Source organism: Pseudomonas sp. RIT-562 (assembly GCF_026241895.1).
Classification (GTDB): Bacteria; Pseudomonadota; Gammaproteobacteria; order Pseudomonadales; family Pseudomonadaceae; genus Aquipseudomonas; species Aquipseudomonas mandelii_F.
The window spans coordinates 131,215-143,599 of the sequence record NZ_JAPJIV010000010.1 but is presented as its reverse complement, the minus strand read 5'-3'; the positions used below and the strand labels follow the sequence as shown (position 1 = coordinate 143,599).

Here is a 12,385-nt window from a genome sequence, read left to right as displayed (position 1 = left end):
ACGCCATTAGGAGAATTTCTGGTGGTCCCAAGGAGCACTCGCTAGATGGACACTCGCCGCGGAAAGGCGTTTGCCTATCGATACGGGATAATATAAGCACTCCTGTTTGCTGAGAACCGCTATGCACATAGTAATCGATGATACCTATAGTTCAGGGGGAATGTCCCTTTCAAAATATGTGACTGGAGATCGGCGGACACATATAGCAGTTGCTATTCCAGATAGCCAGGTTCCTCATTTGCGAGTGGAAATGCAGAACTGCTTGGAATACGTGCGACGTGAGCTTAAGGTCCAAGCAAATGAATTCCATTTTGTAGATATATACAACCGGAATGGCCCTTGGAGCCACCTAGTTGATATGGAAAATTTACATATTTTTGAATTTTTTTCGCAGATTTATAGCCACTATAAATGGAAGGTGCACATACAGACTATTGATGATCGAACCTTTGAGGATCACCCTTTTATCCAATTCCCAGCCGCGGGCATGGTGGATGGGCTGGATCTATCTAAGCGTTCTGATTTGTCGCTTTTTTGCCTGCTTGTGAAGCTTAAGGATATCTATACTATTAGAAATCATGGTCAGCTAACGCTAATTGTGGATAATAGAACTGATGGAGAGCAAGGAACACCTGTTGGGCATAGTGTTTTTTCTGAACGTGCTCCATTTTTTAAAGGCTCTTTCGAGTCTTCATCAGAAGAGCCACTTCTACAGATTGCAGACTTTATTGCCTTCTGTATTAACAGAACTACAAATCTTGGTGTTAAATCTAGCAGGACGGATACGGATTATGCCTTTTTGGATTTGGTCGCAACCATGGAAATCAACAGTGACGAACTCCAAAAAGTTCAATTAGAAAGGGGGTTCTCGGTATCAAATTTCGATGAGGGACACCGGCTAGACAGAGTCGCGAAAGGGCTAGAGTAAGTTCGGTGAGCTTGGAGAATCGGCGGCCGCCCCTTGCCGATCATGACGGGCGGGAGTCGGCCAACTTCAGCCAATTTTGACCGGCAGCTAAGGGTCGTTCACAGCAAATCACGACTGCCGAGTCTGCTGGTCGAGTCCGATGAAAATGGCGGGGCAAATCTGTTCATTTACCGTGGTGTCAGCGGACCCGCAAAAGTGGCCTCAAACTAGCGGCGAGATGATTAGACTTCCCGCACCATCACTCAAGGACGATAGCCATGCCAGATAGCTCTGAAAGCAACGTAGCCACAGCGGACGCACTGACACTACTCCTGCACAACCAGCATGCCCTAGGTGCTGCTATCGAAGAAATCACCAAGTGGCTTTCAGAGAATGGAGTTGGGAATGTGGCCGCTAACGCAACGACGGCCATGGAAACGTTGGACGTGAATGCTAGAGGCATCACCGACGCCATCATGCGACTACGCCAGTCGTAGGTGTTACCAAACCCCCGTCTACTCTTGCATGAGCGAGTGCAGAATTAGCTACGATGCAAACAGTGCGGGTGCCATTCTCAGCATTCTCAATGCTCAGAGCATTTTTCTAATCTGAAGATTATATTTTTGTACTTTAAGTGTTGGCATTGTGCTATTAGTGAGCGTGGCACTAATTAACGCTGAGTGCGGGAAAACTCGCTCATAAATCTAAAAAGTGAAAGGGAACGGTATGACGAACAAAAGCTATGTGATGTGGAATAACAAAGGTGGCGTAGGTAAAAGCACTATTACGTTTCATGTCGCCTCTGTTTACGCAGAAGAAAACCCTGATCGCGATGTGATAGTTATTGACATGTGCCCACAAGCAAACGTCTCAATGATGCTGATGGGGGGAGGAAAAGAAGCGGAAGTAAAGCTTCAAGAATTCATTACGTTGGGAACACCTAAAACGGTCGTTGGGTATATTACGGACAGCATCACAAGATCTGGAACTTCTGATCTTGATAAGTATATTACCAAACTGGCAGACGTAAATCAGCACGTACCTGACAATCTTTACCTTCTGTCTGGCGATGGCAATTTGGAGTTAATTGCTCCGTTGCTGTCGGAGCGTGCAGATGCAACTCCACTTTCAGAAACAGATAAGCCTTGGATCGATATCCACACAATTATAAAGGAACTGACTAAGCGCCAGTTAACTGATCGGCCCTGCACGTACTTCATAGATACCAATCCAAGTTTTTCTGTGTATACGCAAATTGCAATATTGTCAGGCGATTATCTTCTCGTTCCAATTAATGCAGATGACTCATCAATCTTTGCGATCACTGGGTTGTTTAATCTTATTTGGGGTACTGAGAAAACGCACCCCGTTTACGGCAAATACACGTTTTCGTCCAAGGTAGATGCTTTCGGCATTGATCGACCTAAAATAGCTTTATTGTTAGGGAACAGGTTCACTCAGCAAAAAGGGGCGGCGCACGCGTTTAAAGCACTGTCTAATGAAGCAACAAAAAAAATGTATGAAGAGTATAGTAAAAATCCCGATAGGTTTATTAAGACAGATGTTATACCAAAAACTCAATCTGAGTTTGAGGATGCGTATAGCGTCGAGTTGAGAGACTTCAATAGTGCGGGCGTAGTGGCAGCCAATCAAGGCATTCCAATGAGTCGAATGGACAGGAACAAGTACGAGGTTTATGGCGAGCAAATACAAGTAGCTAAAGAGCAGCGCGATCTGTGTAAGCAAACTATCGAGGAGCTTGTAAGCAAGCTTTAGCAGTCGAACGAATCAAATTTAGAATAGTCGAAATGAAACGCTAAGCGAGCTATTCAGGTTGCAAAAAAACCCACTCTCGTGGGTTTTCCTGGGTAGAATTAATGCACCACAGTCTTGTGATTACATCATCTAGTAGCCGTACAGCTCGCGGTATTTCTGGTAGTTGTGGTACTCGACCCATTCGATCACATCGTAGGGAAGGTAAAGCTGTTGCCTGGCGCGCGAGATCGCGATGTACACGAGACAGATCCGCTGATCGAACTCATAGGCATCCTTGAACTTCACATTTGTGAGCAGCTCGGGCGTCAGCAGGACGCGGTCGAACTCCATCCCCCCCGCATCTTCTGCCATCATCAGCACGCAGCTCTTGCCGGGGCTACCAATCATCCTGTTCAACCGGGTCAAATCGGCAATCTTGAAGCCTTTTTCCAACTCGGACTCTACCCAGAGAAACGACTCATCAAATTGATTCGCATCACGCACCTGTTGCCAATCGGCCATCTCGCTGAAATACCTATGTGGCCCCTCCGCGCTGCACTCAACACTGTAGTATTGCGGCTTGAACAACTCGATGGCAGTGGTCATGAAAAGCTCAAGGTCCTGCTTCGCCGCTTTGTCCGGAAAACTGAACGGACAGCTGGAATCGTGCATTTGGATCAACCACTTCATCGTGTCCCAGCGAGAGGCAGTTAGCACAACGCAGCCCTCTGGCGGTACGAAGCCCTGCGGATAGTGCTCGATACCGACGTCTGCATCACGAGCACCTTCGAAGGGGACCTTGCTCTTCTCCGAGTGTAGGGAGATCAGCGGGTTGACTAGACGCTCGACATTGCGGCCAGAGCGAACGGAGTAGCTCACATCGCTTTGCCGTACCTCGCGCTTTCTTTTGAAGATCTCGCCACTGGCCTGCTGATACTCATCTCCGAGGGTAATCAAAACCTGGCGCCCCCTCTCGATGATCTGTAGCAACGACGCGGGAACATCCTGGCTTTCGTCAATGAGGACGTGGGTAAAACGAGCAGGCACTACGCACCCCGCCAGGGTTGCCCGCTTGATCAGCAATAACACTTCGAACTCGGTCCGACTGCCCCATGCCGGGTTTGCCTCAAGGTAAGACCACAGCCGGCTCGAATACTCAAGAAGCACCCTGGCATCCAGGTTGGATAAGGCTTGCTTGAAATGAGGTAGATGCTTGGCCGATAAGCTGTTATCCCTGGAGTGGCAATAGCGCTGTAGCACCCTGAGACAGGCGTCGAGTGTCGTCTGCGCATCCTGGCCACGAAAACCAAGGATATTGAGCTCCTGCGATAACGCCTTCTTGTTCAGCGTCCTGACAGGCTTACTCTCGGGTTGAGGCCTGGGACCGTGCAATAAGGTCTTCGCAAAGGCTTCGAAGGTCGTGCCTGTGTTCCTGTCGCTAGCGACCCCCATGCGCTTGCGGAGAGTCGCCAGTTTTTCAGGCGTGTATGCCAGCACCAGCGTCCCTCCGGGTCGCAGGCACTCCATCAAGGCACCTATTAAGTGACTTTTGCCTATCCCTGCATAACCTTGAACATGCAGATCTTCGTCCAGATTGGCGCGAAAGGTTCTGACCAGCTTGTCTTGTGCTGCGGTCAACCAGTGCTCCCGGTGCTTGGGCGTCACCATCTGCTGGCTGAACGGGTTGTTGCTCAAATGGTGGCGGATCTTGTACCCGGCATCCCAATTGCCATCGGGTAGCAGGTAATCCCGCGCTGAAACTTCATCGGCTAGAAGAAAACGCAGATTTAAGCTCTTGATGACGTTTCGGCCGAAGTACAACTTCCGTGGATCGAACAGCCGCTGAGCCTCAGGCAACAACCCTACAGCCGCTGACGCTCGGGAATCGACGGCCCACGCAATGAGTTTGGCCAGAACGATCTCTGCCGCACCTGCATTAAGGTCTTTTTCTGCCGCTTGAGCCAGATTCTGGATAACCAACACCGCCGCCAGCTCTGGATCCGTCAGGACGCCAAGCGCTTTTGCACCATCGGCAAGCAACAAGCCCGCACAGGTTTCATCTGTAATGGGCAAGAACACAGGGTTAGATAAATCAAAATGTTCCGGATGCATATGAACTCGCAACTAGGGGGCGACACGCCACGGGGTCAATCCTGGCCATACTCTTCATCAGTTTCGGGATCATCCGCCTCCCATGCTGCCAGCTTATCAATGACGCGCGCGACGCCATCTCGGACCGGCAGGATACTGCGAACATCGTTGAACCAACCCAAATCGACCAACCTAGAACGGACCAGTGGGATAGGCACACCGAGACTGGCACTCAAGTCAGCAAGGACCCTGTGGGAAGTGATGATGTTGTATTGCTCATGGTCAACATAGATGACCCCATGCCCACGCCACTTGACGTCATAATGCACAAGCAGCGGCACCAGATGCTCCGCCAGCGTTTCCTTTACCATCCAGTGAGAAATCTCTTTACCGTTTGAGTCACTCATGGCTGTCCTCGTCGTTAACGCGAATCTGGATGCTCGCCATCACGATAGTTGCTACGACGTCCGCTACCCCTGCTTTTCATTTCCGCCGGCTCGCTTTGCGAGTCAATAGCAGTCGGTGCTGACTGTCTGGCCGTAGGCCGTGGAAGTGCAATGTGTTTGCTTAGGCGCGTAGGGTTGGGGAACTGGCTGCTGGTACTTGTGGTTTTGTAAGTTCAGCATCTGCACAAGACGTTGGCGCTTTTCCCTCTCGGCATGTGCTTGCAGATCTGTATTGGTGTTGTCCAATTGCACACGACAGTTCACGTAAGCGTCAGAACCCGGTGCAGCACCGTAGGACTGGCATTGAGCATCATCTCTGGATGATTGCAGCTCTTTAGCCGCCGCGAGGCTTCTAAGGGCCTCTTGTCTGTTCGCATAGCCATTGGTACCGGGAAGGCAGTCGTCTCTTGCAACTCCCATCGAGCAATCCAGTGGATGGTTCACACATCCAGATAGGACCACGATCAAGCCCACCGTTACCGCTTTCCATGCGTGCATGGCGAATTCCTTATCAGTGCTGGGCACATGCTACCGCGTGCAATACGCTTGCTGCCATCACGCCTCTAAAGACGTGCTTATGAACACTCGTCTTTGGAAAAAGGAACACAATGGACAACTTTCTAGAAGTGCGTGTAAGCGAGCACAGTAACTACTCGTACAGAGAGATGGTTCCTTTCAACTGATCTGCAAATCCATAGATATCATCCACAGATGATATCGGATGCCGCGTCTCGTTCTTTTCAGCATCGAAGATACCTATATACTTCTGACTCCGATTGAAGTGAAGCCGGCAAATAGGTTTGCGATTGTTATCATCGAGCAATACGCCGAAATAGCTTTGGGTGTCCCGGTGAACAATTCGCTTGGCATCAACCACCGCCCGGACGATAGCCTTCACAACATGAAAGCCTTCCAGTTCATCGAGCGTGGTTTGAACGCGATCCTCGCCTGACTCTTCTGCCGACTCAGCTGCAATACTGGTCTCAACGACAGATAGTGCGTAAGAAGGCTGAATAGCACCGCTCATGGCCGACTTGAGACGATCATTAATTTGATCACCAAGGAATTGAACAAGAGCCTTCCGAGTCAAGGCAGCGAACTGATCCCGGACCTTCTGCGTAATGATTCCATCGTAGACGCGATTGGCGAAGAACTTCACAAAGTCATCGTTAGGCTGGCTGAACTGGGAAGCTATTTCTTTCTTGATCTGACTGACGTACTTCAGCTCACCAGCAGCACTGATAATCGAATCCACATCAAACGCGGACTTGGTCAGCTTCTGGAGCTCAGGGAGCACGTGCTCATCAAGGTCTAGCAGATCTAGCTCCAGAAACGGCTTCTCGTCCATCTTGTTAGGAGCATCTAGATCAGTGAAAAACCGGTAGACCTGACCATTGGTGAGGATCGAGATACGGGCGCTGGTGACATGGAAATAGCGGAAAAGCTGGCTAGCGTGATTGATGTGCAGCGGCTCACCGATCTTCTTGCACTCAATCAGAATCTGGATCTCGCCATTCTTCATGATGGCGTAGTCAATCTTCTCGCCCTTCTTTGTACCCACGTCACAGACGTACTCAGGGGTGACCTCAGAAGGGTCGAAGACATCGTAGCCCAGGACGGAGTTTATGAAGGGCATGACAAAGGCGATCTTAGTCGCCTCTTCCGTTTGAATTGCCGGACCCTGTTGGCGGATTTTGGCGGATAACGCGTTCAGTCGCTCTACGAATTCCATGTCTCGCTCCTTGCTCAGATGCATCATCCTAGTGGCAGCCCACGATACTGGCAATTGCAAATCACGCTTTGCCTGACAAAGTAGATCCACGGACGGCAGGACGAGCCGATTGCTGGGAGCACACCGATAAGAGCGAAGCTTTGAGATATTACTGGAGCTAGCTAGAATGCGACGCACAGTGCACCAATTAGGTGTACCTAAACGCTGTCACACTTCGAGATTCTCTGACTGATAACGCGTTGATTTTCAACGGTTTTTTAGATAGGTGGTAACCCCACCAGCCACACCCCGGCACACAATGTTCCCGCTGTGGCTGCTTCCTTCCGGATCTGACCAGGTTCACGGGTAATCGTTGCGGGGGGACCGATGGGGTCACCATAACGACACTCACCTGTCGGCGAGCCGCGCCATTGTACCTATCTGAGACGAAGTTACAACCGTTCGGGCGGATTAAAAAAAATGAATTGGTTCAAGGACATGCGTCAGGGCGGATTAGCCGCGACACGTGCACGTACAGGGGACGGCGTAGCAGCTGTCGAGCGTGCGAGGCTGCGTTCGGCTGCGTAGCAGTCGCCAATCCGGAATCTGCGTAGTTCCAGATACACCGCGTGTGCCGGTTTTACGACTGCTGCGCAGCCGAACGCAGCCTCGCAGGCTCGACAGCTGCTACGTAGGATCGGTGCGTTGTTCGGTAGTCGGTGTGGTGTTCGGTGCTTAGTGGTTCGGATTTGGGATCAGGCCGCTACAGATCCTGCAGCACCTCATCCGCCTTGCCGCCCTCCTCCTGGATCACCAGGTGGATGAAATGCAGCTTGGCGATCACGGCAGGGGGTAGGACGAATGGGTAGAAGTCCGGCTGGCCCATGCTACGTGACAATTCGTTGAGCATGCCGGCCAGTTCGATCCAGGCGTTGACGAAGGACAGGAACGCCGCACCGCCAGGATGCTGCGGGTCGTAGAGGGTGTCGTGGGGAAATGGCTGGTAGTCCAGATCCATCTCCCGAGCGCTCATGCCGAAGCCGAGGGCGGTGTCCACGGCGTCCATCATGTGCAGGTAGTGCGCCCAGGTTTCGGCCCAGTCTTCCCAGGGGTGCATGGTGGCGTAGGCGCTGACGCACTGTTGCTGCCAGTCCAGCGGCGCGCCTTGCTGGTAATGGCGATCGAGGGCCTCGGCATAGCTGGCGCGTTCGTCGCCGAACAGGCTGCGGAACGGCTCCAGCCAGTGACTGTTGGCGATCAGGCGGTCCCAGTAGTAGTGGCCGACCTCATGACGGAAATGCCCGAGCAGCGTGCGATACGGTTCGTGCATCTGCACCCGGACTTTTTCCCGGTGGGCGTCGTCGGCTTCCTTGATGTCTAGGGTGATCAGGCCGTTGGCGTGGCCGGTGGTGGGTGCCTGGCCGTCGAGATCGACTCCAATGAAGTCGAACGCCAGGCCGGTTTCTTCATTCACGGTCTTGGGAATTACCTGCAGGCCCAGGCTGACCAGTTGCGCCACCAGCCGGCGCTTGGCGGTCTCGACCTTGCGCCAGCGTTCGTGGTTTTCCGGGATGCTCAGGTCGGGGATGGTGTGATTGAGGCTGCAGGCCATGCACAGTGCGTTGCGGTCATCGGCGGGCAGCAACCAATTGCACGCAGCCGGGGAATCGAGATTGGCGCAGCGGCGGAACAGTCCGGCGTCCGGGTCGGCGTCAAGCAGCCAGGTATCGGCTTGCGGGCCGGGTTGCAGGGAGGACAGGCGGCTTTTTTCCGGCTGGTAACCCAGCATCGCCGAACAGGCCAGGCACTGGCTGTTGCGAAAGAACAGCGACTGTCCGCAGCGGCATTGCCAGACTTTGCTGTTGCGCGAGCTTTCGCCGACGAAGGGCGCGGCGATGCGGGAACTGAGCTGTTCGAAGAAACGGTACATGGCGATCTCTCCCTGGGACTGGCCAAGACTAGATCATTGGGGCTGTAACATCGTTCCCGCGATTTTTTGGCGAGGATGAAAAGATTGGCACAGAGCTATGGGGAGCCCGGCTTGCGGACGATGGCGCCCCGGAGATCGCTATCGCCGGCAAGCCGGGCTCCTACGGTCAGGGAGTGATGCCGTGTTTTTTCAGGAACTCGACGAACGCCTCTTCATCCAGGACCTTCAGCCCCAGCTCATTGGCCTTGGCCAGTTTTGAGCCGGCTCCCGGGCCCGCCACCACGCAGTGGGTCTTGGCCGATACCGAGCCGGCGACCTTGGCGCCCAGGCTTTCCAGCTTGTCCTTGGCCACGTCGCGGCTCATCAGCTCCAGCGAGCCGGTCAGGACCCAGGTCTGCCCAGCCAGCGGCAAGCCTTCGACGACTTTCTTCTCGCTCTGCCAGTGCATGCCGAATTCGCTCAACTGGGCCTCGGCCGCCAGTGCGCGCTGACGATTGTCTTCGAGGGCAAAAAACTCCCGAACCGCGTTCGCCTGCTTTTCTGGCAACGCCTGGCGCATGTCCAACCAGTCGGCGTTCATCACCGCTTCGAGCGAACCAAATTTGTCTGCCAGCTTCTGCGCGCCACCTGGGCCGACCGAAGGGATATGCAGCTTGTCGAGGAATCCGCCCAGGGTGGTACTGGCGGAGAACTCGGCGCCCAGCTCGCCCTGATCCTGTATCTGCAGGCCGTGCTTGAGCAGCTCGGCAATCACCTGCTGGTTATGCGCATCCTCGAAGAAGCTGTGAATCTCGTGCGCCACTTCCAGGCCCACATCCGGCAAGTACGTCAGCACTTGCGGCAAGGCTTGCTGCACCCGCTCCAGCGAGCCCAGGGAGCGCGCCAGGACCTTGGCCGTCTCCTCGCCGACATCGGGAATGCCGAGGGCGTAGATGAAGCGCGCCAGGCTCGGTTTCTTGCTGTCTTCGATGGCGCTGAGCAGCTTCTTGCTGGACAGCTCGGCAAAGCCTTCGAGGTCGACGATGTCCTCGAACTTGAGGGCATACAGATCCGCCGGCGAACTCACCAGCCCTTCATCCACCAACTGCTCGACGCTCTTGTCGCCGAGGCCTTCGATGTCCATGGCGCGACGCGAGACGAAATGAATGATCGCCTGCTTGAGCTGCGCACCGCAGGCCAGGCGACCGACGCAGCGATACACCGCGCCCTCGCTGACGGTCTCGCGGCCCTTGCTGCGCTTGACCAGCTGGGTGCGCTCGACATGCGACCCGCACACCGGGCACTGCTCGGGGATTTGCACCGCCCGGGCGTTTTCCGGGCGACGCTCGGTGACGACTTGCACCACTTGCGGAATCACGTCACCAGCGCGACGGATGATCACGGTGTCGCCGATCATCAGCCCCAGCCGGGCAACTTCGTCCATGTTGTGCAAGGTCGCGTTGGCCACGGTGACGCCCGCGACCTTGACCGGCTTCAGCCGCGCCACCGGTGTGACGGCGCCAGTGCGCCCGACTTGAAACTCGACGTCGAGCAGCTCGGTGAGTTCTTCCATCGCCGGGAATTTGTGCGCAATGGCCCAGCGCGGCTCGCGAGCGCGAAAACCCAGTTCGCGCTGGGAGGCGATGCTGTTGACCTTGAACACCACGCCATCGATTTCGTACGCCAGGCTGTTGCGGCGTTCGCCGATGTCGCGGTAGTAATCCAGGCATTCGTCGATGCCGTGCGCCAGCTTCAGCTCACGGCTGATCGGCATGCCCCACTGCTGCAGCTGCTTGAGATTGCCGATGTGAGTGTCGGCGATGTCGGCCGAGATCTGGCCGATTCCGTAGCAGCAGAATTCCAGGGGACGGTTGGCAGTGATCTTCGAGTCCAGCTGGCGCAAGCTGCCGGCGGCGGCGTTGCGCGGGTTGGCGAAGGTCTTGCCGCCGATTTCCAGCTGAGTGGCGTTGAGCCGCTCGAAACCGGCCTTGGACATGAACACTTCACCGCGCACTTCCAGGGTCGCGGGCCAGCCTTTGCCCTGCAGCTTCAGCGGGATATTACGCACGGTGCGCACGTTGACGCTGATGTCTTCGCCAGTGGTGCCATCGCCGCGAGTCGCACCGCGCACCAGCACGCCGTCCTGGTACAGCAGGCTGACCGCCAGGCCATCGAGTTTCGGCTCACAGCTGTACTCGACTGCCGCACCGCCGCCCAGCAGATCACCGACCGGCAGGTCGAGGCCTTCGGTAACCCGGCGATCGAACTCGCGCATGTCGGTTTCTTCGAAGGCGTTGCCGAGACTGAGCATCGGCACTTCATGACGCACCTGGGTAAATGCCGACAACGCGGCGCTGCCGACGCGCTGGGTCGGCGAGTCGCTGGTGACCAGTTCGGGATGCGCCGCTTCAAGGGCCTTGAGTTCGTGGAACAGGCGATCGTACTCGGCATCCGGAATGCTCGGCTCGTCCAGCACGTGGTAGCGGTAGTTGTGCTGATCCAGCTCGTTGCGCAGCTCTAGAATGCGGTTTTTGGCGGCGGTCATGGGTGTTCTCTCATAAAGCAAAAGAGCAGCCTAGGCTGCTCAATTTGTTGGTGCTTTTGCTATATCAACGTTTCTGAGTCAGCGCACGGCGTTCGAATTCAACGATGCGCTGGCGGTAATGCTCGATCGTCTGGGCGGTCAGCACGCTGCGTTGGTCGTCTTTCAATTCGCCGTTCAATTCCTGAGACAACTTGCGTGCCGCTGCCACCATCACGTCGAAGGCCTGCTTCGGATGACGCGGGCCTGGCAGGCCGAGGAAGAAGCTGACCGCCGGGGTGCTGAAGTGATCGATATCGTCCAGGTCGAACACCCCTGGCTTCACGGCGTTGGCCATGGAGAACAGGACTTCGCCGTTGCCAGCCATGCTTTCGTGGCGGTGGAAAATATCCATTTCACCAAAGCGCAGGCCGCTTTCCAGGATGTTCTGCAGCAGCGCCGGGCCCTTGAAGCCGGCAGCGTCGCGGCAGATCACGCTGATCACCAGCACTTCCTCGGCTTGCGGTTGTTCCCGCTCGCTGGTGGCGTGTGCCGGCTTGGTGTCGTCCGGGAAATCGTCGTCGCGGCTGCTGAAGCTTGGGCCGCCGTCCAGGTCGAGGTTGAGGTTCAAGTCGCCCTGGGACGGCTCGCCATGGCCGCGCTTGCCACGCTTGGAACCCGATTCACGGGCGTCACGCGCCGGCATGCTGACCGACGGCAAATCATGCTCGTCCAGCTGCGGTTCTTTATGGGTATCCAGGACGCGAGGCGGGCCCAACAGCTCGGCGCTGGTGTCCTCGTCCGGCAGATTGGATAAATTTCGGTCAAGACGGAATTTCAGTTTTCCCTTGCCGCCGCGCATGCGGCGCCAGCCGTCGAAAAGAATACCGGCAATGACAATAATGCCGATGACGATCAGCCACTCGCGCAGACCGATTTCCATGTAATCCCGTGCCTCTATAAAAAATGCTGAAAAATAAGGGGTTTACAACTCGCAAACCGCTTTAAAACGTGGCGCCAACTCTATGTTCTGACAGGCGTTTTG

Annotated in this window: 10 protein-coding genes and 1 other RNA gene; 3 read left to right on the top strand and 8 right to left on the bottom strand. The window is 55.0% G+C overall.

Annotation, left to right across the window (positions count from 1 at the left end):
• Positions 1-160 precede the first annotated feature (160 nt).
• From ORL50_RS14770 to ORL50_RS14760, 3 genes are all read left to right on the top strand, one after another.
• On the top strand, positions 161-928 hold the full coding sequence (locus ORL50_RS14770) for a DUF3800 domain-containing protein (RefSeq protein ID WP_266016141.1): 768 nt from the start codon (positions 161-163) through the stop codon (positions 926-928).
• 257 nt (positions 929-1,185) lie between these two features.
• A complete protein-coding gene (locus ORL50_RS14765; protein ID WP_266016140.1) occupies positions 1,186-1,404 on the top strand; it encodes a hypothetical protein in 219 nt (72 codons plus the stop codon).
• A 229-nt stretch (positions 1,405-1,633) separates the two neighbouring features.
• Positions 1,634-2,683, top strand: coding sequence for a ParA family protein (locus ORL50_RS14760; RefSeq protein WP_266016138.1), 1,050 nt, complete (start codon positions 1,634-1,636; stop codon positions 2,681-2,683).
• Positions 2,684-2,812: 129 nt separating this feature from the next.
• Here ORL50_RS14760 and ORL50_RS14755 read toward each other — a convergent pair whose 3' ends face one another.
• The 8 genes from ORL50_RS14755 to zipA all read right to left on the bottom strand — a co-directional run bounded on the left by ORL50_RS14755 (position 2,813) and on the right by zipA (position 12,283).
• Positions 2,813-4,774 (bottom strand): P-loop NTPase family protein, encoded by a 1,962-nt coding sequence (locus tag ORL50_RS14755; RefSeq protein WP_266016136.1) that lies wholly within the window; start codon positions 4,772-4,774, stop codon positions 2,813-2,815.
• A 35-nt stretch (positions 4,775-4,809) separates the two neighbouring features.
• The gene (locus ORL50_RS14750) at positions 4,810-5,160 is read right to left on the bottom strand and encodes a hypothetical protein (RefSeq protein WP_266016134.1); all 351 of its coding nucleotides are present in this window, start codon (positions 5,158-5,160) and stop codon (positions 4,810-4,812) included.
• Between the two features lie 102 nt (positions 5,161-5,262).
• The gene (locus ORL50_RS14745) at positions 5,263-5,697 is read right to left on the bottom strand and encodes a hypothetical protein (RefSeq protein ID WP_266016133.1); all 435 of its coding nucleotides are present in this window, start codon (positions 5,695-5,697) and stop codon (positions 5,263-5,265) included.
• Positions 5,698-5,848: 151 nt separating this feature from the next.
• Positions 5,849-6,931 carry a type I restriction endonuclease gene (locus ORL50_RS14740; protein ID WP_266016131.1) on the bottom strand — a complete coding sequence of 361 codons (1,083 nt, stop codon included), beginning with the start codon at positions 6,929-6,931 and terminating at the stop codon, positions 5,849-5,851.
• Positions 6,932-7,203: 272 nt separating this feature from the next.
• Positions 7,204-7,300: signal recognition particle sRNA small type (gene ffs / locus ORL50_RS14735), an RNA gene on the bottom strand.
• Between the two features lie 373 nt (positions 7,301-7,673).
• Complete coding sequence (locus tag ORL50_RS14730) at positions 7,674-8,840, bottom strand: zinc-binding metallopeptidase family protein (protein ID WP_266016129.1); 1,167 nt, start codon at positions 8,838-8,840, stop codon at positions 7,674-7,676.
• Between the two features lie 166 nt (positions 8,841-9,006).
• On the bottom strand, positions 9,007-11,364 hold the full coding sequence (gene ligA, locus ORL50_RS14725) for an NAD-dependent DNA ligase LigA (RefSeq protein ID WP_266016127.1): 2,358 nt from the start codon (positions 11,362-11,364) through the stop codon (positions 9,007-9,009).
• Positions 11,365-11,428: 64 nt separating this feature from the next.
• The gene (zipA, locus tag ORL50_RS14720; protein ID WP_266016125.1) at positions 11,429-12,283 is read right to left on the bottom strand and encodes a cell division protein ZipA; all 855 of its coding nucleotides are present in this window, start codon (positions 12,281-12,283) and stop codon (positions 11,429-11,431) included.
• Between the last annotated feature and the right edge of the window lie 102 nt (positions 12,284-12,385).